A 22,847-nucleotide genomic window follows, 5' to 3' on the forward strand; every position below is an offset into this window, starting at 1 on the left:
CCGTCTCACCAGAGACAACGGGACCGTGATTACCCTGCCTTGGGATTGAGCGCTTGCAACATACAGTTGCATTCCGGTCCGCCCACGAGGCGGTATCTCTGCCATGGCGTGGAACTTGCACACGCCGGTCATCATGTTCAGCAAAGGAATGCCATGAGGGTTCTGGGGCAGCTTTCCATTCGCGCGCGGCTGTATTTCGCCACGACTTTTTCCCTGGTCCTGCTGACTGCAGTGGGCGCTCTGGGCTACGTTGCGCTCGACCGCTCGCGCAGCACGCTGCAAGAGCTGTTCGCGCGCCAGGTGCAGACGCTCACCGACATGGCCGAACTTCGCACCGGCCTGGGGCACCTGCGCCGCGCCGAGAAGGACATCATCATCAACTTCAACAACGCCGTGGAGGTGCAGGCGCTGCGTGAGGGCTGGAGCCGCCAATTGGATGCGCTGCGCAAGAGCATGGCGCAGGTGCGCGAGGTGCAGGCCGGCAACGTGGAATTCACCGGCGCACTGGACAAAGCGCTGGCCGAGGTCGGGCAGTACGAAGGCGGGCTCGTGCCGATCTTCGACCAGATCGAGCGCGCCCTGCTCGATGGCGCGGGTGCGGGGGCGTATGCCGAGCGTTTCAAGGCCCACATGGACACCACCGATGCCCTGCTGGCCAGCCTGGCCACGCAGGCGCGCGGCCACATGGAAGAGGCGCGCGCCGCCCTGGACCAGCGCACCGCCACCATGTCCATGCTGATTGCTGCAGCCGTGCTGTTGGGGTTGGCGGTGCTGGTGCCGCTGACGTTGTTCAGCGTGCGTTCCATCACGCAATCGCTGGAGCAGGCGCGCGCGCTGGCCGAGCGCATTGCCGCGGGCGACCTGTCGCATGCGGTGCAGTCCCGCCAACGTGACGAGATCGGCAGCCTCGTCGCTGCCATGGGCCGCATGCAGGATGCGCTGCGCACCCTGGTGGGCCAGGTGCAGCAGGCTGCGGGCAGCATCGCCACGGCCAGTGACGAGATTGCCCTGGGCAACCAGGACCTGAGCCAGCGCACCGAGCAGACCGCCGCCAGCCTGCAGCAGACCGCCTCGTCCATGGAGTTGCTCACCGGCACGGTGCAGCACAGTGCCGAATCGTCCCGCCAGGCCAGCGGGCTCGCGGCCAACGCGGCCGAGGTGGCGGTGCGCGGCGGCGCGGTGGTTGCGCAGGTGGTGCAGACGATGGGCGAGATTTCCGACAGCTCGCGGCGCATCGGCGACATCACGGGCGTGATCGACTCCATCGCGTTCCAGACCAACATCCTGGCACTCAATGCCGCCGTGGAGGCCGCGCGCGCCGGTGAACAGGGCCGGGGCTTTGCCGTCGTGGCCAGCGAGGTGCGCAGCCTGGCGCAACGCAGCGCCGACGCCGCCAAGGAAATCAAGGCGCTGATCGGCGCCTCCGTCGAGCGGGTGGAGGGCGGCTCGCGCCTGGTGGCGCAGGCGGGCGAGACCATGACCGAGATCGTGGCCAGCGTGCGCCGGGTTTCCGACATCGTGGCCGAGATCACCAGCGCGGCCGCCGAGCAGGCGGGCAGCATTGGCCAGGTAGGCCAATCGGTCAGCCACCTGGATCAGATGACGCAGCAGAACGCCGCGCTGGTGGAAGAGTCCGCAGCCGCGTCGCAGTCGCTGCGCGACCAGGCGGGCCGACTGACCGAGGCGGTCAGCCGCTTCAAGCTGCAGGGCGGCGCGCCGCAGCCGGGGGCCGTGGCGTTGGCGCGCGCAACCACCGCTCGGGAAATGGCGGAGAAGGACGTTGGCTTGCCCGCGCTTGCTGCGTAGGGAAAGGCCCCAGAGGCAAGGGCCGCGTTCAGTCGTTCAGTAACTGCGCCCGGCCTTGTACATGGCGTGCTGGCGCCGCGTGAGCTGCGCGACCTCGCCCACGCGGGCCATGGCCGCCCCGGCGTGCGCGTGGGTGATGGCCAGGCCCAGGGCGTCGGCGGCATCGGTGCCCGGCAGGCCGGGCAATTCCAGCAGACGGCGCACCATCTCCTGCACCTGCGACTTGGCCGCGCGGCCGTGGCCTACCACGGCCTTCTTCATCTGCAGCGCGGTGTATTCGGCCACGGGCAGATTGGCATTCACCAGCGCGGTGAGCGCCGCGCCGCGCGCCTGGCCCAGCAGCAGCGTGGACTGCGGGTTGACGTTGACGAAGATGATTTCCACCGCCGCTGTGCTGGGCTGGTAGCGCGCTGCCACCTCGCTCACGCCGTCGAACAGCACCTTGAGCCGGCCCGGCAGATCCCCCAGCGCGAGGCCCGTGGCGCGCCCCGTGGTGCGGACGGTGCCGCTGGCCACGTAGCGCAGGCGATGGCCGTCCACGTCCACCACGCCGAAGCCCGTGGTCTGCAGTCCGGGGTCGATGCCAAGGATTCTCATGGACTATTAAATTTATAGCTGTTCGCGCTTGCTGCTATTGGTTTTGAGGTCGATTTTGCTTGTATGAATGACATGTGGTTCAGGGCAACTCGCTGCGCCCCATGCGCGCCAGCAGCGCGCGCGTGCGCCCGGCCAGGTAGGCCGAGCCGGGCGCCTTCTCGAAGCGTTTGGGCGCCGGCAGCATCACGGCCAGGCGCGCGGCCTCGGGCGCGGTGAGCTGGCGCGCGCTCTTGCCGAAGTAGCGCTGCGCGGCGGCCTCGGCGCCGAACACGCCTGCCCCCCATTCCACGTTGTTCAGGTAGATCTCCAGGATGCGCTGCTTGGGCAGGAGTTGCTCCAGCGCCAGGGAGAGCACGAATTCCTGCCCCTTGCGCACCAGGTTGCGCTCGCCCGACAGCAGCAGGTTCTTGGCCAGTTGCTGGGTGATGGTGGAGCCGCCGCGGATCTTGGGCGCGCGGCCCGTGGCCGACGGCCGGGCGGCCAGCTGCGCCTCGATGCGCACATTGCGCTCCCAGGCCTTTTCGATGGCATCCCAGTCCACGCCGTCGTGGTTGACGAAGTTGTCGTCCTCCGATGCGACCACCGCGCGCTTGAGGTGGTCGGATATCTGTGCGTACGGCACCCACTGCTGGCGCCAGCGCATGCCGCTGCCTTGGGACCATTGCGCCCAGGCCTCGGACCGCTGGAAGGTGGTGGATTCCGGGTCGATCACCGCCATGGCCGCGATGCGCGCTACGAAGAACAGCTGCAGCGCCAGCAGTGCCAGCAGCACCAGCATGCACCAGCGCAGTGCGCCCCGCATGCCTCAGGCCCCCGCGGCGATGGCCGCGCGCAGCTCCTGCAGCACCGGGGCCGACGGCGGGCGCACGCCGCGCCACAGCTGGAAGGCCTCGGCCGCCTGCTCCACCAGCATGCCCAGCCCGTCGCGCGCGGTGGCGCCGTGGCCCGTGGCCCAGTCCAGAAAGGGCTGCGCCGCGGGGCCGTACATCATGTCGTAGGCCAGGCTGCCGGGGCGCAGCACGCTGGCGGGCACGGGCACCGGGCCGCCTTCCAGGCTGCTGGCCGTGGCGTTGATGATCACATCGAAATCGGCCCCTGGCGCTTGCATGTCCAGCGCCAGTAGCTCTGTTTTTTGTAGCGCTGCGAGCGCGGCGTGGCTGTCCACCAGTGCCTGGGCGCGCGCGGGCGTGCGGTTCACGACGGCGATGCGCCGGGGGTGCTGCCGCAGCAGCGGGCCCAGCACGCCGGCGGCCGCGCCGCCCGCACCCACCAGCAACACGTCGCGCCCGGCGAGCGGAACGCCCGCGCCTTGCGTGATGTCGGCCACCAGGCCCAGGCCGTCGGTGTTGTCGGCATGGATGCTGCCGCCGTCGAACACGAGGGTATTGGCCGCGCCGGCCAACTGCACGCGCTCGCTGCGCGTGGTGGCCAGCTGCGCGGCCTCCAGCTTGAACGGCACGGTGATGTTGCAGCCGCGCCCGCCTTCGGCGGCGAAGCTCTGCAGCGCCTGGGCGAAGCCGTCCAGCGGAACCAGGCGGCGCTCGTAGTGCAGCGACTGGTCCGTCAGTTGGGCAAAGCGCGCGTGGATCCACGGCGAGCGGCTATGGGCGATGGGATTGCCCATCACGCAGTAGAGGTCGGCGGCGGCGGTCATCAGCGCAGGTCGGTTTCCAGGGTCTGGTCGCGCGTGAACTTGAAGCGCGAGACCACGGCGATCTGATCGGCCTTGGCGCGCATCGCCGGGCCGAAGTGGCCAAAGGGCCCCGCGGCGCGGGCGATGGCCTCGGCGCGGCGGTCCAGCAGGCGGTTGCCCGAGCCCTGCACCACCTCGGTGGCCAGCACGCGGCCGTCATGGTTCACTGTCAGGATCATGATCAGCTCGCCGTAGAGCTTCTTGCCGCCCTGCTCGGGGAAGTTCTGCGTGCCCTTGTCCTCGACCTTGCGGCGCAGCGCGTCGTAGTACACGGCGTACACCTCTTCGCGCGTGGCGGGGCTGATGTAGCGCTTGCGCGGGCGGGCGTTTTCCTCGTTGATGCGCTTTTCGATCTCGGCCAGCAGCTTCACCAACTGGCGGCGCTTTTCGTCCTGGGCCTGGCTGTCGGTGCTCTGGCTGGGCTTGCGCGGGTCGGGCTCGGGCAGCACGGCGAGCTGCTTGCGCAGCTGGGCCAGCATCTGGGTCTGCTGCTCCAGCATCTGGTCCATCTTGCGCTGGGCTTCCTCCAGGTCGTCGCCGATCGTGGTGAGGGCCGAGTAGGGCAGGGGGCTGGTGGCGCGTCCCTTGGCGGCCTCGCCGCCACCGGCCAGCGACGCCTGCGCGATGGCCTGCGCCTTGTCGGGGCGCTCGTTGGACTGCGCGTTGACCAGGATCACCTCCAGCGGCGTGTCCTGGAACACGCGGTTGAAGCTCTCGGGGTCCACGAAGCGCACCGTGAGCAGTGCGGCATGCACGGCGATGGAGACGCCCAGCGCGATCTGCAGCGTCGTCAGGCGTTGAAGCAGGGTGGAGATTTTCATCGTCGGGCCGCCATCACTGCAGGCCGCGGCGCCCCTGTGGGGCGGCGCGCTGCATGGCGGTGGAGCAAGGGAGCGGTTGTCACGGCGCCCGATTATCAGCGGTGCCGCCGGCGCCCTCGCCCTCGGCCTCGTTGACATCGACCGCGATGGCGATCGGGCCGGCCACGGCCTCCTCGTCGCCCTCGTCCTCGTCCACCGGGCCGTCGTCGCTGGCATCCAGCGGGTCGTCCAGGCGCGCCACCAGGGTGCCCGCCACGTCCAGCGTGATCTCGTCGATCTCGCCGAGCTTGACGCGCACGCGTGCGCCGCGCGGCAGCTGCTGCGCGCCCAGCACGGGCAGCACCAGTGGCAGGGTGTCGGCGCGCACCAGGAAGCTGCCGTTCGGCCCTTCCTTGAACACGGTGGCTTCCAGCTCGGTGATCTGGTTCTGCTGCAGGTACTTGAGCGTCCAGAAGCGCTCCATGCCGGCCTGGTAGCCGTTGTAGGCGCTGTAGGCGGCATCGAAGCTGCTGATGATGGAGAACAGCTCCGCGTCCTTGGGCTTGAACGGTGCGGCCAGTGCAGCGGTCTTGCCGTGGCGCGCGCAGGCAATGATCTGCCACTGGTTCACCAGGTCCACGTAGCGGCGCAGCGGCGAGGTGGCCCAGGCGTAGCTCTTCACGCCGATGCCGGCGTGCGGCAGCGCCTTGGTGGACATGCGCACCTTGACCCCCGGCGCCAGGCTGGCCTGGCTGCGGTAGATGCCGGGCACGCCGTGCTCGGCCAGCATGTTGCCCCAGGTGCTGTTGGCGACGATGGCGGCCTCGGCCACGATCAGGTCCAGCGGCGCGCCGCGCTTGCGGGTGGTGATGTCCACCGTTTCGCTGCCATCGGGCTCGGCGCCGTCGTTGCGGGGCTTGTGGGCCCCCACGCTTGCCGCTTCGCTGGCTGCGCTGCCCCCCGAGGGGGCGTTCGCGCCTTCGGGCGGCCGGGCGGCGCTCAGGCGGAAGGTGTAGTCCGGCCGGTTGAAGGTCTCGGGCTTGCCGCGCACCACCTCGCGCTGGGCCTTCAGGCTTTTCGCCAGGCGGTGCAAAAAGGAGAGCTGCTCACGCAGATCCAGCAAGGCCTGTGGCGTGTTTTCATGTTGAATGGTTGGGTCGGCCAACCACTCTTCCGTCACGATGTGGTCCAGCTGGTCGTGGCGCAGGTTCACCGTCACGGGCACGCGCTCCAGGCGCGTCTCGGTGGCGGTGATGGCCAGCGTGGCCTCGTCGATCGTCACATACAGCGACACGGCCGGGTTGGCGCGCCCCTCGTCCAGCGTGTAGATCTGCACCACGTCGCCCGGCAGCATGGTGATCTTGTAGCCCGGCATGTAGACGGTGGACAGGCGCGTGCGCCCCAGCTTGTCCAGGTCGCCCCCGGGTTGGATCGCCAGGCCCGGCGCTGCAATGTGGATGCCCAGCGTCACGGTGCCGGTGCCCAGGCCCTGCACCGACAGGGCGTCGTCGATCTCGGTGGTGGCCGAATCGTCGATGGAATAGGCCTGCACATCCGCCAGCGGCAGGTCGGCCGGCGGCTGGGGTGCCGCCAGCGGGGGAAAGCCCGTGCCCTTGGGGAAGTTGTCGAACAAAAAGCGCTTCCAGTGGAACTGGTAGCTGGAGTCGATCGCACCCGCGGCCTGCAACAGGTCCAGCGGAGCCTTCTGCGCGCTGCGGCTGGCCTCGACCACGGCCTTGTACTCGGGCGCGTTCTTGTCGGGGCGGAACAGAATTTTGTAGAGCTGCTCGCGCACGGGTTGCGGGCAGGTGCCGGCGACGAGTTCGGCGGCCCAGGCGTCGATCTGCGCCTGGATCTGCTTCTTCTTCTCGATGGCGGCGAGGGCCTGCTGCAGCACCTCGGCCGACGCCTTGCGAAAACGCCCCTTGCCCGCGCGGCGGAAGTAGTGCGGCGCCTCGAACAGCGCCACCAGCATGCCGGCTTGCTCGGTCACCGGCGCCTGGGCAGAAAAATAGTCGCGCGCCAACTCGGCGAAGCCGAACTCCTCCTCGGGCGCGAACTCCCAGGCCAGCGGAAGCTCCACGCCGGCGGCGATCTCGCGCGCCTGCGCCAGCAGCTCGGCCGGGGCGGGCTTGTCGAACTTCAACAGGATGTTGGCGGCCTTGACCTTGACGCGTTTACCCGAGTCGAGCTCAATCTGTGCCGAGCTTTCGGCTTCGGAGAGGATGCGGCCGGCCAGGAACTTGCCGGCTTCGTCGAACAGTGCATGCATAGGGGCGCGATTTTCCCATGGCGGCGGGCAGCGCCCCTGTTCGTGGCAGGTGATTGCGGGTGTTTGTCACGCCAGGCCTTCGGCGTGCGTCCAATGGGCAAAGGGTCTCAACGAAAGCGAGGCGAGCCATGCACCCATCCGAGGACCTGCCGCAGGCGGCGGTTGTCACTGCCATCCCGATCGCCGACCGTGCGGCGGACGCGGCCTTGGTGACGCGCGCCCTCGCCGGCGAGGCGGGAGCCTTCGCCGCCATCATGCGGCGCCACAACCGGCTGATGTTTCGCGCCGCGCGCGGCGTGGTGCATGACGACGCCGAGGCGCAGGACGTGGTGCAGGAGGCCTATTTGCGCGCCTTCACGCGGCTGCGGGCCTTCCGCGGCGATGCCGCGCTGGGCACCTGGCTGGCGCGCATCTGCCTGCGCACGGCCTTGGACGTCTTGCGCCGGCGTGCGCGCAGCGTGGCGATCGACCCCGCGCAGGCCAGCGACCAGGAGCCGCAGCCGGAGGATGCCATGTCCTATTTCGCCCCGCCCGACGACGCGCCCGACCAGGCACGTGCGCGTGCCCAGTTGCGCGCCCTGCTGGAGTCGGCCGTGCACAGCCTGCCGCCGCTGTACCGCAGCGTGTTCCTCCTGCGTGCCGTGCAGGAGATGAGCGTGCAGGAGGCGGCCTTCTGCCTGGACATCAGCGAAGAGCTGGTGCGCACCCGCTACCTGCGCTCGCGCGCCATGTTGCGCGACGCGCTGGGCGCGCGGGTGGAAGCCTGCGCCGACAGCGTCTTTCCGTTTGCGGGCGCGCGCTGCGACCAGGTCGTGCAGCAGGTGCTGGACGCACTGGCGCGGCGCGGGCTGCTGGCCTGACGGGCCGGCGCCACCCCGCCCACGCCTATGGCCTGCGCGCCGCTGTGCGCCGCGCCGATTACCCGCGCCGCCGGCGCGGCACTTGTCCCTTTCTTCAAGGAGATGACCATGAACCACTCTTCCTTCTTCCTGCCTCCTTCTTCTACTTCTGCACTGCTCGCGCGCCGCCGCACGTTGGGCGCGGCCGTGCTCTCGGCCTCGGCCGTGGCGTTGCTGGGTGGGCGCGACGCGCTGGCCGCCGCTGCCAAGACCGATGCGCGACAGCACGAGGCCGACGTGCGCATCCTCAACACCGCACTGGCGGCGGAGTACGAGGCCGTGGCCGCCTACCAGGTGGGCGCCGAGAGCGGTCTGCTCACCTCCGGCGTGCTGCCGCTGGCGCAGCAGTTCCAGGGCCACCACAAGGAGCATGCCGACGCGATCGCCGGCGCCGTGCAGAAGATGGGCGGCAAGCCCGTGCAGGCCAAGGCGCAGTACGGCTTCCCGACCGACAAGCTCAAGGCCGAAGCCGACGTGCTGCGCTTTGCCGCCGGACTGGAGCGCGGCGCCGTGTCGGCCTACCTGGGCGCGGTGCCGCTGTTTGCCGACCGTGCCCTGGCGCAAGTGGCCGCCAGCATCCTGGGCGACGAGGCCATGCACTGGGCCGTGCTGCGCCAGGCCCTGGGTGAGGCGCCGGTGCCCTCGGCGTTCCTGTCGTGACCCGCGTCCAGGCAGGTGGGCGTAGGCGGGCCTGGGCGTTGGTGGGCGGATTGGCGCTTGGTGCTGCGGGCATGGCGGTCGCCGGGCCCGCACCGGCAACGCCAGCGCTGGCCGCGCCCCAGCCCATGGCGCCTGACGCAGCGCAGCTGGCGCGCGGCCAGCAGATCTACGCGCGCTGCGCGGGGTGCCACGCCATCGAGGGCCACCGCACGGGACCGCAGCACTGCGGCCTGTTCGGCCGCCGCGCGGGCACGGCGCCGGGGTTCGACGGCTACTCCCCGGCCATGAAGGCCAGCGGCATCGTCTGGGACGAGCGCACGCTGCAGCGCTTCCTGAAGGACCCGCCAGCCACCGTGCCCGGCACGTCCATGGGCTACGCGGGCGTGAAGGACGATGGCGAGCGTGCGGCGCTCATCGCCTGGCTGCGCCAGGCCACGCAGCCGGGGAGCGCCTGCACGCCCAGGTAGTCATTTGCTCTACTTTTGATAGCTGCCAGCGCTTGCTGCAAAAGCGCTGGAGGCATTTTTGGCTTGAAGTGCGGCTAGGGCCTGTTCACACTATTTTTGCCAGTGCGAATGGCGTGAAAACCGCGCCAATCTAGGCGCGTGACGACGCCAAGGCCGGGGCCTTGGCTAGGAGGGCAACGACGAATGGCGCGGTTTTCACTTCGTTCCCTCCGGGTTGCGATCAAAAAGGGCCATTCGCGGCGTTGCCAAGCCTCGCTGGGGTAGCACCCCAGCTTCGTTTGGCGCCTTGCGCCTGGCCCTTTTTGATCGCAACGCATCTGGCAAAAATAGTGTGAACAGGCCCTATTGCCATGGCGGCGCCTATGATGGGCGCCACCATGACGCCCACGATCGCCTTTGCACCACCACCCCGCCATGCGTCCTGATTTCGCGCCGCTGGCGGTCCTGGCGATGGCGCTGCCCTTCGTCTTTGGCATTACCGAGGCTCCGTATTCCAACTTTTGGCCGCTGCTGGCCAGCGGCGCCTGCGCCTGGCTGCCGGCGGCGCTGGCCTGGTGCGGCGCCTGGCGTCCCAGTGCCGCGCACCTGGGCGCCCATCTGGCGGCGGGTCTGCTGCTGGCGGCGCTGGTGGCCGCGGCCATCGGCCTGGTGCAGTTCTTCATGGGCGACCCGGGGTGGGCGCCGTGGGTGCATGCCTCCAGCCCGGGCCTGGCCTTCGGCAACTTGCGCCAGCGCAACCAGCAGGCCACGTTGCTGGCGCTGGGCGTGTGGGCGCTGCTGTGGTGGGTGGCGCGCCTGCAGGAGCAGGTGGACGGCAACCCGGTGCTGGCAGGGCGCGGCGCGCGCTGGCCGGTGCTGGCGGCGGTCGCGGTGCCCTGGGCCATGGTGCTGCTGGCCACTGCGGGCGCGGCCACGGCCTCGCGCACGGGGGCACTGGAGTGGCTGGTGGTGTTGGCGCTGCTCGCCGTGTGGCGGCGCAGCAGCGGCGCACTGGCGCTCGGCATGGCCGGCGTGGGGCTGGCGGTCTATGCGGTGGCCGCGTGGGGCTTGCCGCAGCTGTTGCTGCGGTGGACGGGCATGCGCATGGACGGCCTGTTCATGCGGATGGCCGATGGCTCCCAGACCTGCGTCGGCCGCGCTACGCTGTGGTCCAACGTGCTGGAGCTGATCGCCCAGCGGCCCTGGGCCGGCTGGGGCTGGGGCGAGCTGGACTACGCGCACTACATCCACCCGTTTGCGGGAGAGCGTTTTTGCGTGCTGCTGGACAACGCCCACAACCTGCCGCTGCATCTGGCAGTGGAACTGGGCCTGCCGGCCGCGCTGCTGCTGTGCGGCGTGCCGCTGTGGGCCGCGCTGCGCGCGCGCCCCTGGCGCGAGACGCAGCCCCACCGCCAACTGGCCTGGGGCGTGCTGGCCCTTGTGGGCGTGCACAGCCTGCTGGAGTTCCCGCTGTGGTACGGGCCGTTTCAGCTGGCCACCGCGCTGGCCGTGCTGGTGCTGCTGGCGCCCTGGCTGTCGCATGCGGCGCGCTGGCGCCCCGTGGGTGCGGTGGTGGCGGGCGTGGCACTGCTGGCGGCACCGGCCATGGGGTTCGTACTGGTACGGGACTACGCGCGCGTGAGCGCGCTGTACCGTCCCACGGCCGAGCGGCCCGCGGCGCTGCGCGCGCTGACGGCTGCCGACGCGGCGCGGCAGGTGTGGTTCTTCCGCGCGCCAGCGCAGTTCGCGCAACTCACCACTGCGGTGGTCACGCCCGCCAATGCGGCCGAGATGCATGCCCTGGCGTTGCAACTGCTGCACTACTCGCCCGAGCCGCGCGTGATCGAGAAGCTCATCGCCAGCGCGCGGCTGCTGGGCCGCGAGGACGAGGTGGCGCTGCACACCGACCGCTACCGCCGCGCCTATCCGTACGACTTCGGGCGCTGGCAGCGCGGCCAGCCTTCCGGTGGCCCGCCGCTGGAGCGCTGATCAGGCCAGGTCGCAGAACGCCAGCACCTCGGGCAGGTGCGGGGCGAAGTCGCTCAGCGCGTGGTCGCCGCCGGGCAGTACGCGCTGGGTGGCTTGCGGGTAGCGCGCGACCATCTCGCGCCAGTCCAGCAGTTCGTCACCCTGCGCGGCGATCAGCAGCTCCGGCCCTGCGGGCGGCAGGTGGCGCACGTCCAGCGCCTGCAGCTCGGCGATGTACTCGGGGCGGAAGAAGAACCGCTCTTCGGGGTTGTGCCACGCGGTCTGCTCGCCGATGTAGCGTTCCAGGTCGCGCGCGGGGTGGACGGCGGGGTTGAGCAGCACGCTGGTGCAGCGCGCCTGTTGCGCCACCCAGCTGGCGTAGTAGCCGCCGAGCGACGAGCCGACCACCGCCATGCCCGGTCCCTGCGGCCAGGTGGCGATGCCGCCTGCGACCAGCGCCATCGCCGCGCGCGGCGAAGGGGGCAGCTGTGGGCACCAGAACGTCACGCTTGGGTGGTGCTGCGCCACGTGCGCGGCCACCTGACGGGCCTTGGTGGACTGGGGCGAGGAGCGAAAGCCGTGCAGGTACAGCAGGTGGGTGGTGGGCATGGCTGTCAGCGTCGGCGCTGTCGAAAGGCAAATGCCGGTCCGGCAACGGGTTTTGGTGGATGATGCGTGGATCTTGTAGCCAGCTTACGCCATGCCCGATTCCGTTTCCCGTCCGGCCACCCTGGGCGCTGCAGCGGGCGCCATGCCCGCTCGCCAGCGCCTGGGGCGATTCGAGTTGCTGCACGTGCTGGGCCGGGGCGCGCAGGCGACCGTGTGGCTGGCGCGGGACACGCGCCTGCACCGCGAGGTCGCGGTCAAGTGGCTGGCCGACGGCGGCGACGCGCAGGCGCAGGAGCAGTGGCTGCGCGAGGCGCGCCATGTGGGCCGGCTGTCGCACCCGCGCATCGTGCCGGTGTTCGAGGCCGACGTGCACGAAGGCCAGCCCTACCTGGTGTTCGAATATGTGCCGGGCTGCACGCTGGCCGAGCATCTGGCGCATCAGGGCCGCTGTGCGGTGCACGACGCGGTGGAGCTGCTGGTGGACGTGCTCGAAGGGCTGCAGGCGGCGCATGAGGCCGGCATCGTGCACTGCGACCTGAAGCCGTCGAACGTGATGGTGGATGTCCAGCGCCATGCGCGGATCATGGATTTCGGCATCGCCGCGGCCATGGCCAGCCCTGGGGGCGGCCCCGTTGCGCGCGGCACGCCGGCCTACATGGCGCCAGAAGCGGTGGCGGGCGCGGCGCCCGCGCCCGCGTCGGACATCTACGCCGCTGCGCTGGTGCTCGTGGAACTGCTCACCGGCAGGCGTTTGATTACTGAGCGTGACCCGGTGCAGGCGCTCGCGCATGTCGCCCGCCACGCGCCGCAGCTGCCCGACGATCTGGGGGCGGGCGTGGACGATGGCCTGCGCTCCATCCTGCGCCGGGCCCTGGCGCGCGACCCTGCCGAGCGCTACGCCAGCGCGCAGGAAATGTGCGATGCCTTGCGTGCCTGGGCGGCGCCGGTGAGCGCCCCTACGGCGGCAAGCAATGCCGCGCTGGACTTCCTGCTGCGGCGCATGCGCCACAAGAGTGACTTTCCGGCGCTGTCCGATTCGGTGGCGCGCATCCAGCGCATGACCCACTCGGAGGACGACAGCATTGCTGATCTGACCAACGAGATCCTCAAGAGCGTTGCCCTCACCAACAAGCTGCTGCGATTGGTCAACAGCGCCCCCTTTTCCCACCTGGGGGCGGCATCGGCACGGTCTCGCGCGCGGTGAGCCTGGTGGGCTTCAATGCGGTGCGCAACATGGCGCTGTCGCTGGTGCTGCTGGAGCACATGCAGGACCGGGGGCACGCCAAGCAGATGCGCGAGGAAGCGTTTCTCGGCGCGATGTTCCAGGGCCTGGGGCGCATGCTGTGCTCGTTTTATTTCCCGGAGGAGGCGGCCCGGATCCGTGCGCTGGTGGCCTCTGACCGGCCGTCGGGGGGCGATGAAGCCGCGGCTTTGCAGGTGCTAGGACTGAGCCTGGAAGACCTGGGTGTCGGCGTGGCGCGTGTGTGGAGCCTGCCCGATTCCCTGCAGCGCTGCATACGGCCACCGCAGGGGCGGCCGCCGCAGCGCCGCCCGAGGGCGTGGAGCGGTTGCGCTGGGTGGGACGTGCCGCGAACGAGGCAGCCACCATCATGCTGCAGCATGAGCCGGAACCCGCGGGCGCCCGCCTGCAGCGGCTGGCGGCGCACTATGCGGTCGCTTTCTCGATGACGCAGCAGGAGTTCGTCAAGGCCACGGTGCTGGCACGCGAGCAGCTCATCGCCATGGCCGACGCCCTGGACTTGCGCGTGGACAAGGGCTCGCCCGCGGCGCGCCTGCTGGCTCCGCCCACCGCCCTGGATGCGCCGCCGGTATTGGCCGACCCGGCCACGGGCCATGAGCTGCATTACGACGCCCTGCAGACCCTGCCTCTGACGCTGGCGCAGTCCACTGATGCGGCGCCTTCCGCCAGCCAGGCGGCCGAGGTGCTGGCCGCTGGCATCCAGGAGGTCAGCAACGCCATGGTGGAGGACTTCCGCCTGAATGACATCGTGCGCATGGTGCTGGAAACCATGCTGCGTGCGCTGGGCGCGCGGCGCATCGTGTTCTGCCTGCGCGAGGTCAAGACCGAGCGCATGACCGGGCGCTTCGGACTGGGCGAAGGCAGCGCAGACGCCGTGCGCGCCCTGGCCGTGCCCCTGAAGGACGCGGATGACCTGTTTGCCGCCGTGTGCCAGCGGGGCGCCGATACCCTGATTGCCGACGCCACCGAGGAGCGTGTGCGAGCGCGTCTGCCGGCATGGTTCCTCGGCAGCTTCGATGCCACCAGCTTTCTGCTGCTGCCGCTGTCGATCAAGCAGCGTCCCTTTGCGCTGATCTATGCCGATCATGAGCGCCCTGGCGGCCTGGTGGTGGACGACAAGATGCAGGGGCAGCTGCGCACGCTGCGCAACCAGCTGGTGCTGGCGTTTCGCCAGGCCGACTGATGCTTAGTCCTGGAATCACGCAGGGGGCTTGGCCTGGCACCCGATAATCGCGCCCCATGGCCGCCGCTTTCGACAAACCTTCCCTGCCGCAACGCGTCCTGCCGCTGCTGCGCGGCTTTGACTGGCCGCTCATCGCGCTGCTGCTGGCGTTGTCATCCATCGGCCTGGTGGCCATGTATTCGTCGGGTTTCGATCATGGCACGCGCTTTTACGACCATGGCCGCAACATGCTGCTGGCCGCGGGCATCCTGTTCGTGGTGGCCCAGGTGCCGCCGCAGCGGCTGATGATGCTGGCCGTGCCGTTGTACACGCTGGGCGTGGCGCTGCTGGTGGGCGTGGCGCTGTTCGGCATCACCAAGAAGGGGGCGCAGCGCTGGATCAACGTGGGTGTGGTGATCCAGCCCAGCGAGCTGCTGAAGATCGCCACCCCGCTGATGCTGGCCTGGTGGTTCCAAAAGCGCGAGGGCCAGCTGCGTGCGCTGGATTTCGTGGTGGCGGGGGCGCTGCTCATGGTGCCCGTGGGCCTGATCATGAAACAGCCCGACCTGGGCACCTCGCTGCTGGTGATGGCCGCGGGGCTGTCGGTGATTTTCTTTGCGGGCCTGCCCTGGAAGCTGGTGGTGCCGCCGGTGCTGCTGGGCGCGGTGGGCATTGCGCTCATCGTCTGGTTCGAGCCGCAACTGTGCGCCGAGGGCGTGCGCTGGCCGGTGCTGCACGACTATCAGCAACAGCGCATCTGCACGTTACTGGACCCCACGCGCGATCCGCTGGGCAAGGGCTTTCACATCATCCAGGGCATGATCGCCATCGGCTCGGGCGGCGTGTGGGGCAAGGGCTTCATGGCCGGCACGCAGACGCACCTGGAGTTCATCCCCGAGCGCACGACCGACTTCATCTTCGCCGCGTTCTCCGAGGAGTTCGGCCTGGTGGGCAACCTCACCCTGATCGTCTGCTTTGTGCTGCTGGTGTGGCGCGGGCTGGCGATTGCGGCCAACGCCAATACGCTGTTCGGGCGCCTCATGGCGAGTGCCGTGGCGATGATCTTCTTCACCTATGCCTTCGTGAACATGGGCATGGTCAGCGGCATCCTGCCCGTGGTGGGGGTGCCGCTGCCGTTCGTCAGTTACGGCGGCACGGCCATGGTCACGCTGGGGCTTGCGCTGGGGGTGCTGATGTCGGTGGCACGCGCACAGCACCAGCCCGAGCAGGGGCCGCCGCGGGCGCGGTAGCGGGGCTGCGGGGGGAACCTGCGTGCACGCAGGGTCTAGGGCGCCTGCCTACAATCGGCCGATGATTTCCCGCGAACCCACCATTGAACGCCTGGGCCTGGCCCGTGAGCTGCTGCTCACCCCCTTCGGCCTGGACGAGTCCCACCTCTCCCGCGCCCTGGCGGAGATCCGCGCGCACCGCGTGGACGACGCCGACCTGTACTTCCAGTACACGCGCAGCGAAGGCTGGAGCCTGGAAGAGGGCATCGTCAAGACGGGCTCGTTCTCCATCGACCAGGGCGTGGGCGTGCGCGCGGTGAGCGGCGAGAAGACGGCCTTCGCCTACTCGGATGATATTTCCGAGGCCTCGCTGCTCGACGCGGCCCGTACCGTACGGTCCATTTCGGCCGCGGATAAGGTGGGACGTGCGCGAGTAGCTTCAAAAAAGATAGCAAACAGCCGTTCACTGTACCCGCACATCGACCCCATCGCCTCGATGGACAGCACCGACAAGGTGCGCCTGCTGGAGCGCGCCGAGCAATGTGCCCGCGCCAAGGACCCGCGCGTGGTGCAGGTCATGGCGGGCCTGGCCAGCGAGTACGACGTGGTGCTGGTGGCGCGTGCCGATGGGCTGATGGCCGCCGATGTGCGCCCGCTGGTGCGCCTGTCGATCACCGTCATCGCCGAGCAGAACGGCCGCCGCGAGGTGGGCTCGGCCGGCGGGGGCGGGCGCTTCGGTCTGGCCTATTTCACCGACGAGCAGATCGGGCAGTATGTCCATGAAGCCGTGAATGCTGCGTTGGTCAACCTGGAGTCGCGCCCCGCGCCCGCGGGCGAGATGACCGTGGTGCTGGGCCCCGGTTGGCCCGGTGTGCTGCTGCACGAGGCCGTGGGCCACGGGCTGGAGGGCGACTTCAACCGCAAGGGGTCGAGTGCCTTCAGCGGCCGCATCGGCCAGCGCGTGGCGGCCAAGGGCGTCACCGTGCTGGACGATGGCACGCTGGCCGACCGCCGCGGCTCGCTCAACGTGGACGATGAGGGCCATGCCACGCAGCGCAACGTGCTCATCGAGGACGGCATATTGAAGGGCTACATCCAGGACGCGATGAATGCGCGCCTCATGGGTGTCAAGCCCACGGGCAACGGCCGGCGCGAGAGCTATGCCCACATCCCCATGCCACGCATGACCAATACCTACATGCTGGGCGGCGACAAGGACCCGCAGGAAATCGTCGCCAGCATCAAGAAGGGCCTGTACGCCACCAACTTCGGCGGCGGACAGGTGGACATCACCAGCGGCAAGTTCGTGTTCTCCGCGAGCGAGGCCTACTGGGTGGAAAACGGCAAGATCCAGTACCCCGTGAAGGGCGCGACCATCGTCGGCAGCGGCCCGGAGTCGCTCAAGAAGGTGACCATGATCGGCAACGACATGCGCCTGGACAGCGGTGTGGGCACCTGCGGCAAGGAAGGCCAGAGCGTGCCCGTGGGAGTGGGCCAGCCCACCATGCGCATCGATGGCCTGACGGTGGGCGGCACGGCCTGAGCGCCGCGGCCGGTTGTGTGCCATGCCCACGCCACTCTCCAGCCGCCCGCAGACTTTCACCGATCCGGACCGTAATCCGCACGGCGGCGAGGCGGACGAGGACGCGCGTGCGCTGCGCGACAGCGTGGGCGAGCTGGCCCAGCATATCGAGGCCGCCACGCGCGCGCGCCGGGGGCAGCTGGGGCCCGAGGCCGTGCGGCGCAGCGCCGAGGCGCTGGCGCATTGCGCAAGGCGCCACCAGCTGCACCTCACAGGCCTGGGGTCGGCCTGGCATGCGCTGTATGAATTCGGTGTCTACCAACGCGCGTTGCGCGAATTGCGCGATGCCCTGGCGCAATGGCAGCAGGCCTTGCAGCAGCGTAGCCCCTCTGAGGCCGAGCGCTTCAGTACTTTTGAGCGGCAGGCGTGGCGCACGCTGGGAGAGGCGCGGCTGGTGCTCGACATCTATATGCAGGGCGACCCCTGCATGGAACGATCGGCGCCCGACACCCGGCCTGCCGCGGAGCGCCCACCGCGTGCGCCACTGCTGGCGCGCCTGCGCCGGTGGTGGTTCGAGGGACGGCATCCGTAAGCGGTTGTAGCGCGACGGCAACACGGTGCCTATGTTGCGGTGCCGCAATACGTGCTACATTGGTTCGCATGTCAGTTCACAGCGCGTTTTACTTTTACTTTTGGTTCTCTGTCCCTGGCGGATGAGAGGTACGCGCGCACCCAGACTGAGCCCCCTTCTCTAAGAAACCGCCGAAGCTGAAAAGCCCGGCGGTTTTTTGTTATCTGTTCTCCGTTTTCCATCTTCACCCCCCACACACCCGAGAGGAAGCACCCATGAACGCCCATGTCTCCAGCAGCGATGCCTGGTATCCCAACGTCGAGAAAACCAGCGAAACCGACGACCAACGCATCAAGGACATCACCGTGCTTCCTCCTCCAGACCACCTGATTCGCTTCTTCCCGATCCGCGGGTCGGAGGTGGAGTCGCTGATTGCCAACACACGCCGCAGCATCCAGCGCATCATGAGCGGCGAGGACGACCGGCTGCTCGTCATCATCGGCCCCTGTTCGATCCACGACCCGCACGCCGCGGTGGACTATGCGCGCAAGCTCAAGGCGGTGCGTGAGCAGTACAAGGACCAGCTGGAAGTGGTCATGCGCGTGTACTTCGAGAAGCCCCGCACCACCGTGGGCTGGAAGGGCCTGATCAACGACCCCTACCTGGACGGCAGCTACCGCATCGACGAGGGCCTGCGCATCGCGCGCCAGCTGCTCATCGACATCAACCGCCTGGGCGTGCCGGCGGGCAGCGAGTTCCTGGACGTGATCTCGCCCCAGTACATCGGCGACCTGATCAGTTGGGGCGCCATCGGCGCGCGCACCACCGAAAGCCAGGTCCACCGCGAACTGGCCTCCGGCATTTCGGCCCCCATCGGCTTCAAGAACGGCACCGATGGCAACATCCGCATCGCCACCGATGCCATCCAGTCCGCCAGCCGCGGCCACCACTTCCTGTCGGTGCACAAGAACGGCCAGGTGGCCATCGTGCACACCGCGGGCAACAAGGATTGCCACGTGATCCTGCGCGGCGGCAAGGCGCCCAACTACGACGCAGCCAGCGTTGCCGCGGCCTGCAAGGACCTGGAGGCCGCCGGCCTGCCGGCGTCGCTGATGGTGGACTGCAGCCATGCCAACAGCAGCAAGCAGCACGAGAAGCAGCGCGATGTGGCGCGCGACATCGCCGCGCAGATCGCAGGCGGCTCGCGCAGCGTGTTCGGCGTGATGGTGGAAAGCCACCTGCAGCCCGGAGCGCAGAAGTTCACGCCGGGCAAGGACGATGCCACGGCGCTGGAATACGGCAAGAGCATCACCGATGCCTGCCTGGGCTGGGACGACTCCGTTGCCTGCCTGGCCGAGCTGGCGGCCGCCGTGCAAGCGCGGCGCGTGCGCTGAAGCGGGCGCGGTGTAAGCTCGCGGCACGGGAATGGCGCGGCCGCGCCGTCCCGTTCACCCGTCAACACTATTCCATCAAGAGGCGAGACAGCTCATGCACAGCGAAGTATTGGTCACCCTGAGCCCCGATCAGGAATTCCGTCTGGACGCGCAGGGGGGACAGCCCCTGTCGCACGAGGACGCGCGCCGCTGGCTGGACGATGAATTTCTACGCCTGGAATGCGAGCCGCTGCGCGCCAGCGGCAAGGTGCTGCTGGCCGACAAGGTGCTGACCGTGGCCCGCGCCGCGGGGGCGACGCTGCTGGCCGATCCTGCATGGTCCGGCCAGTTTGCCCGCGCCACCGTCGCTGCGCTTGCCAGGCCCGTCGTGCGCGTGGACGTGCCGGGCATGGCTGTCAGCTTCTAAGTCTCAAGCCAAAAAGGCTGCTAGCGCTTATTAATCAAGCGCTAGCAGCTATTGTTTTGATAGTTCTGCGAGCAGTTGGGCGTGCACTCCGCCAAAGCTGCCGTTGCTCATGCAGACGATGTGGTCGCCCGGCTGCACCGCCGCGCGGATCTGGCCCACCAGCGTGGGCAGGTCGCCCGCCGTCTGCGCGCGCGCACCCATAGGGGCCAGCGCCGCAGCGGCGTCCCAGTCCAGGCCGGCGGTATGGCAGAAGGCCAGGTCGGCCGGCTCCAGCGCCCAGGGCAGTTGCGCCTTCATGGTGCCCAGCTTCATGGTGTTGCTGCGCGGCTCGAACACCGCCAGGATGCGCCCGCGGCCTTCGCCTTTGGGGCCCACGCGCCGGCGCAGTCCGTCCAGCGTGGTGCGCAGCGCCGTGGGATGGTGCGCAAAGTCGTCATAGACAGCGATGCCCCGCACCGTGCCGCGCAGCTCCATGCGGCGCTTGACGTTCTCGAAGCGCGCCAGTGCCTCGGCCGCCTGGGCAGGCGTCACGCCCACATGCTCGGCGGCCGCGATGGCAGCGAGGGCATTGAGCTGGTTGTGCACGCCCGTCAGCGTCCACTGCACGCGTGCCACTGTGCGGCCCCGCTGCAGCACCTCGAAATCGTGCGGCTCGCCTTGCGCGCCGAAGTCGCTCACCGCGGTGCCAAAGTTGGCCACGCCGCTCCAGCAGCCGGCGTGCAGTACGCGTGCCAGGCTCTCCTCCAGCCCGTTGACCACCACGCGGCCCGAGGGCGGCACCGTGCGCACCAAGTGGTGGAACTGCCGTTCGATCTGGCCCAGGTCGTCAAAGATGTCGGCGTGATCGAACTCCAGGTTGTTCAGCACGGCGGTGCGGGGGCGGTAGTGCACGAATTTGCTGCGCTTGTCGAAGAACGCGGTGTCATATTCATCGGCCTCGATCACGAACAGCGGCGCCGTGGCGAGCGGTCCTGGCCCGGCCAGGGGCCGTACGGGTGCGCCCAGACGCGCGGATACGCCGAAGTTCATCGGCACACCGCCCACCAGGAAGCCGGGCGCCAGGCCCGCGCATTCCAGAATCCAGGCCAGCATGGACGTGGTGGTCGTCTTGCCGTGCGTGCCGGCGACGGCCAGCACATGGCGGCCCTGCAGCACATGCTCGGCCAGCCATTGCGGCCCGCTGGTATAGGGCGCGCCCGCGTCGAGGATGGCCTCCATCAGCGGAAACTTCGGCGTGCCGTCCGCCAGCCGCGCGCGGCTGACCACGTTGCCCACCACGAACATGTCAGGCTTCAGCGCGAGCTGGTCGGCGCCATAGCCTTCGATCAACTCTATTCCCAAGGCGCGCAACTGGTCGCTCATGGGAGGGTAGACGCCGGCGTCGCAGCCGGTGACACGGTGGCCCGCCTCGCGCGCCAGCGCGGCCAGGCCGCCCATGAACGTGCCGCAGATGCCCAGGATGTGTATATGCATGGCTCCCGATTCTATGGACCTCGGTGGAACCTCCAGGATTTATGAGAAAAATGGTTCTAACGCCCGTTGATAAAGCGCGAACAGCTATCGAATAAGGAGCAAATGGCGGATGCATGGTGCATTGCCCCTGCGGCGGGTGCGCCGTCAAGGTTGCGTCAACGGTATTGCGGGGCATTGGGGCGACAATGGACGTCCTGCGTTCTGGACCGTGCCGCCATGCAAAACGCCCTTGCCATCGAAATCGCCAATGCCGCAGCCCGCCTGGTGGTCGAGGAGGGGCTGGAGTGGGGGGCGGCCAAGCGCCGCGCGGTCAAGGAGTTGGGGCTGCCCCAGCGCACGCCGCTGCCCGACAACGACCTCGTCGAGGATGCCGTGCGGGAGTACATCGGCCTGTTTTGCGCCGATACCCAACCCTCCGAATTGCGGGCGCTGCGCGAATTGGCGCTGGTGTGGATGCAACGCATGCAGGACTTCCGCCCCTACCTGGGTGGTGCGGTCTGGCACGGCACGGCCACACGGCTGTCCGACATCTACCTGGCGCTGTTCTGCGACGATCCCAAATCGGCCGAGATTGCCCTCATCGACCACCATGTGAATTACGAGCCGCGCACCGTCATGGGTTTCCGGGGCGAGCCGGTCGATGCCTTGAGTCTGAGCAGCCGATCCGCCGCGTTGCACGAAGAGATCGGTGTGCATCTGCTGATCTATGACCTGGACGACCTGCGTGGCGCGCTGCGCCCCGACGCCCGGGGGCGCGCGCCCCGGGGTGATCTGCAAGCCGTGCGCCGGTTGCTGCAGGAAATGCCTACTTCCACCCTGTCTTCATGAACGAGCCCACTCTTTCCTCTTCGGCGTCTGCCGATTCCGCAAAGGCGCCGAGCGCCCATCCGCTCCGCCGCCGCCGCTGGCTGCTGGTGGGGGCCGGTGCCCTTGCCGCCCTGGGGGGGGCGGGGCTGGCGGCCTGGCGGCTGCGGCCGGGCCCGGTGCAGGAGGGCGTGTCCGACGACGTCTGGGGCGCGCAGTTTGAAGGCCCGGCGGGCGAAGTGCTGTCCATGGCCGCCTTGCGGGGTCGCCCCCTGCTGTTGAATTTTTGGGCCACCTGGTGCCCCCCGTGCGTGGAAGAACTGCCGCTGCTCAATGCCTTTTATGGGGAACACCGCGCCAAAGGGTGGCAGGTTGTGGGCTTGGCGATCGATCAGCCTTCCAACGTGCGCAAATTTCTAGAGCGCATGCCTCTCGATTTCCCAATCGCCTTGGGGGGGCTGGGCGGCACCGACCTGGCACGCCGGCTGGGCAACGAAAAGGGCGGGCTGCCCTTTACCGTACTGTTTGGCGCAAATGGCAGCATTTTGAAGCGTAAAATGGGCCAACTGACGGCGCAGGATCTCCAAGGCTGGTCCACAACGTGGTGAGCGTCTGTGTTTCCTCAATGGAGATGGTGGCAATTGGGGTCGTTTCGGTGAAATAGTCCGAAATTAGGGTAAATTCGCTCCCCATTCCGTTTCTAGCCGTTGGAGCCCCCATGGATTTGCGAAAACTCAAGACCCTCATCGATCTGGTCTCCGAGTCGAATGTTTCTGAACTCGAGATCACCGAAGCCGAGGGCAAGGTCCGCATCGTGAAGAGCGGCGGGGCCGTGGTGCAGCAGTTCGTCGCCGCTCCCGTCCAAACCCCCATGGCCGCCGCGCCCGTAGCGGCCGCGCCCACCGCGCCCGTCGCCGAATTGCCTGCCCCCGCGGCGGCGGCCCCTTCTGGCCATATCGTCAAGTCGCCCATGGTGGGTACGTTCTATCGCGCGTCCAGCCCGGGCGCGAAGCCGTTTGTCGAGGTGGGCAGCAAGGTCAAGGAAGGTGACACGGTGTGCATCGTCGAAGCCATGAAGATCCTGAACGAGATCGAGGCCGACAAGTCCGGCACGGTGACCCGCATCCTGGGTGAGAACGGGCAGGCGGTGGAATACGGGCAGCCGCTGTTCGTCATCGAGTAAGCCGCGCATGAGCGCTTCAGCCCCCGCCGCATGCGCTCGTTGCGCGTGCATGGCAGCACCAGGCGCTGGCGCGGGTTTTTGTCTGCATGCGG

Annotated in this window: 22 protein-coding genes and 1 pseudogene; 16 read left to right on the plus strand and 7 right to left on the minus strand. The window is 68.8% G+C overall.

The window, feature by feature from the left end; all coding sequences use genetic code 11:
• The first annotated feature begins 153 nt into the window (after window positions 1–153).
• On the plus strand, window positions 154–1,806 hold the full coding sequence (locus I3K84_RS16295) for a methyl-accepting chemotaxis protein (RefSeq protein WP_172208484.1): 1,653 nt from the start codon (window positions 154–156) through the stop codon (window positions 1,804–1,806).
• Between the two features lie 36 nt (window positions 1,807–1,842).
• Here I3K84_RS16295 and ruvC read toward each other — a convergent pair whose 3' ends face one another.
• The 5 genes from ruvC to I3K84_RS16320 all read right to left on the minus strand — a co-directional run bounded on the left by ruvC (window position 1,843) and on the right by I3K84_RS16320 (window position 7,168).
• A complete protein-coding gene (gene ruvC, locus I3K84_RS16300) occupies window positions 1,843–2,403 on the minus strand; it encodes a crossover junction endodeoxyribonuclease RuvC (protein WP_011806752.1) in 561 nt (186 codons plus the stop codon).
• Between the two features lie 79 nt (window positions 2,404–2,482).
• The gene (mtgA, locus tag I3K84_RS16305) at window positions 2,483–3,205 is read right to left on the minus strand and encodes a monofunctional biosynthetic peptidoglycan transglycosylase (RefSeq protein ID WP_196994990.1); all 723 of its coding nucleotides are present in this window, start codon (window positions 3,203–3,205) and stop codon (window positions 2,483–2,485) included.
• Window positions 3,206–3,208: 3 nt separating this feature from the next.
• A complete protein-coding gene (aroE, locus tag I3K84_RS16310; protein ID WP_196994991.1) occupies window positions 3,209–4,057 on the minus strand; it encodes a shikimate dehydrogenase in 849 nt (282 codons plus the stop codon).
• Window positions 4,057–4,917 (minus strand): energy transducer TonB, encoded by an 861-nt coding sequence (locus I3K84_RS16315; protein WP_015914250.1) that lies wholly within the window; start codon window positions 4,915–4,917, stop codon window positions 4,057–4,059. The genes aroE and I3K84_RS16315 overlap by 1 nt, the downstream gene beginning before the upstream one ends.
• Before the next feature lie 79 nt (window positions 4,918–4,996).
• Window positions 4,997–7,168: a ribonuclease catalytic domain-containing protein gene (locus tag I3K84_RS16320; protein ID WP_196994992.1), complete on the minus strand. Its 2,172-nt coding sequence runs from the start codon at window positions 7,166–7,168 to the stop codon at window positions 4,997–4,999.
• A gap of 128 nt (window positions 7,169–7,296) precedes the next feature.
• Between I3K84_RS16320 and I3K84_RS16325 the strand changes: the two genes are divergently transcribed.
• The 4 genes from I3K84_RS16325 to I3K84_RS16340 all read left to right on the plus strand — a co-directional run bounded on the left by I3K84_RS16325 (window position 7,297) and on the right by I3K84_RS16340 (window position 11,162).
• Entirely contained in the window at window positions 7,297–8,028 is a 732-nt protein-coding gene (locus tag I3K84_RS16325) for an RNA polymerase sigma factor (RefSeq protein WP_196994993.1), read from the plus strand.
• A gap of 108 nt (window positions 8,029–8,136) precedes the next feature.
• Window positions 8,137–8,727 carry a ferritin-like domain-containing protein gene (locus I3K84_RS16330; protein ID WP_196994994.1) on the plus strand — a complete coding sequence of 197 codons (591 nt, stop codon included), beginning with the start codon at window positions 8,137–8,139 and terminating at the stop codon, window positions 8,725–8,727.
• Between the two features lie 71 nt (window positions 8,728–8,798).
• Window positions 8,799–9,194, plus strand: coding sequence for a cytochrome c family protein (locus I3K84_RS16335; RefSeq protein WP_047350602.1), 396 nt, complete (start codon window positions 8,799–8,801; stop codon window positions 9,192–9,194).
• A 414-nt stretch (window positions 9,195–9,608) separates the two neighbouring features.
• Window positions 9,609–11,162 carry a Wzy polymerase domain-containing protein gene (locus I3K84_RS16340; RefSeq protein WP_196994995.1) on the plus strand — a complete coding sequence of 518 codons (1,554 nt, stop codon included), beginning with the start codon at window positions 9,609–9,611 and terminating at the stop codon, window positions 11,160–11,162.
• Here I3K84_RS16340 and I3K84_RS16345 read toward each other — a convergent pair whose 3' ends face one another.
• On the minus strand, window positions 11,163–11,750 hold the full coding sequence (locus I3K84_RS16345) for a YqiA/YcfP family alpha/beta fold hydrolase (protein ID WP_103737174.1): 588 nt from the start codon (window positions 11,748–11,750) through the stop codon (window positions 11,163–11,165). It abuts the gene before it with no gap.
• A 91-nt stretch (window positions 11,751–11,841) separates the two neighbouring features.
• Here I3K84_RS16345 and I3K84_RS22585 point away from each other — a divergent pair, with 91 nt between their 5' ends.
• The 8 genes and pseudogenes from I3K84_RS22585 to I3K84_RS16375 all read left to right on the plus strand — a co-directional run bounded on the left by I3K84_RS22585 (window position 11,842) and on the right by I3K84_RS16375 (window position 19,295).
• On the plus strand, window positions 11,842–12,954 hold the full coding sequence (locus I3K84_RS22585; protein WP_370567748.1) for a protein kinase: 1,113 nt from the start codon (window positions 11,842–11,844) through the stop codon (window positions 12,952–12,954).
• A 134-nt stretch (window positions 12,955–13,088) separates the two neighbouring features.
• Window positions 13,089–13,211, plus strand: a pseudogene (locus I3K84_RS22590) (hypothetical protein); the annotation flags it as partial.
• Between the two features lie 23 nt (window positions 13,212–13,234).
• Window positions 13,235–14,194 (plus strand): hypothetical protein, encoded by a 960-nt coding sequence (locus tag I3K84_RS22595; RefSeq protein WP_370567835.1) that lies wholly within the window; start codon window positions 13,235–13,237, stop codon window positions 14,192–14,194.
• Window positions 14,195–14,250: 56 nt separating this feature from the next.
• A complete protein-coding gene (gene rodA, locus I3K84_RS16355; protein WP_047350660.1) occupies window positions 14,251–15,423 on the plus strand; it encodes a rod shape-determining protein RodA in 1,173 nt (390 codons plus the stop codon).
• 61 nt (window positions 15,424–15,484) lie between these two features.
• Complete coding sequence (gene tldD, locus I3K84_RS16360; RefSeq protein ID WP_103737173.1) at window positions 15,485–16,945, plus strand: metalloprotease TldD; 1,461 nt, start codon at window positions 15,485–15,487, stop codon at window positions 16,943–16,945.
• Between the two features lie 22 nt (window positions 16,946–16,967).
• The gene (locus I3K84_RS16365; RefSeq protein WP_196994996.1) at window positions 16,968–17,516 is read left to right on the plus strand and encodes a hypothetical protein; all 549 of its coding nucleotides are present in this window, start codon (window positions 16,968–16,970) and stop codon (window positions 17,514–17,516) included.
• A 254-nt stretch (window positions 17,517–17,770) separates the two neighbouring features.
• Window positions 17,771–18,889, plus strand: coding sequence for a 3-deoxy-7-phosphoheptulonate synthase (locus I3K84_RS16370; protein ID WP_196994997.1), 1,119 nt, complete (start codon window positions 17,771–17,773; stop codon window positions 18,887–18,889).
• Window positions 18,890–18,983: 94 nt separating this feature from the next.
• Window positions 18,984–19,295, plus strand: a complete 312-nt coding sequence (locus I3K84_RS16375) for a hypothetical protein (RefSeq protein ID WP_011806738.1) — start codon at window positions 18,984–18,986, stop codon at window positions 19,293–19,295.
• 48 nt (window positions 19,296–19,343) lie between these two features.
• Here the strand turns inward: I3K84_RS16375 and mpl are convergent, their stop codons facing one another.
• The gene (gene mpl / locus I3K84_RS16380; protein ID WP_123676143.1) at window positions 19,344–20,768 is read right to left on the minus strand and encodes a UDP-N-acetylmuramate:L-alanyl-gamma-D-glutamyl-meso-diaminopimelate ligase; all 1,425 of its coding nucleotides are present in this window, start codon (window positions 20,766–20,768) and stop codon (window positions 19,344–19,346) included.
• 216 nt (window positions 20,769–20,984) lie between these two features.
• Between mpl and I3K84_RS16385 the strand changes: the two genes are divergently transcribed.
• The 3 genes from I3K84_RS16385 to accB all read left to right on the plus strand — a co-directional run bounded on the left by I3K84_RS16385 (window position 20,985) and on the right by accB (window position 22,755).
• Window positions 20,985–21,596 (plus strand): hypothetical protein, encoded by a 612-nt coding sequence (locus I3K84_RS16385; protein ID WP_103737170.1) that lies wholly within the window; start codon window positions 20,985–20,987, stop codon window positions 21,594–21,596.
• Window positions 21,593–22,180 carry a TlpA disulfide reductase family protein gene (locus tag I3K84_RS16390; RefSeq protein ID WP_196994998.1) on the plus strand — a complete coding sequence of 196 codons (588 nt, stop codon included), beginning with the start codon at window positions 21,593–21,595 and terminating at the stop codon, window positions 22,178–22,180. The genes I3K84_RS16385 and I3K84_RS16390 overlap by 4 nt, the downstream gene beginning before the upstream one ends.
• A gap of 110 nt (window positions 22,181–22,290) precedes the next feature.
• Complete coding sequence (gene accB / locus I3K84_RS16395; RefSeq protein ID WP_011806734.1) at window positions 22,291–22,755, plus strand: acetyl-CoA carboxylase biotin carboxyl carrier protein; 465 nt, start codon at window positions 22,291–22,293, stop codon at window positions 22,753–22,755.
• The last annotated feature ends 92 nt before the right edge of the window (window positions 22,756–22,847 follow it).

Source organism: Diaphorobacter sp. JS3051 (assembly GCF_015832135.1).
Lineage (GTDB): Bacteria > Pseudomonadota > Gammaproteobacteria > Burkholderiales > Burkholderiaceae_C > Diaphorobacter > Diaphorobacter nitroreducens.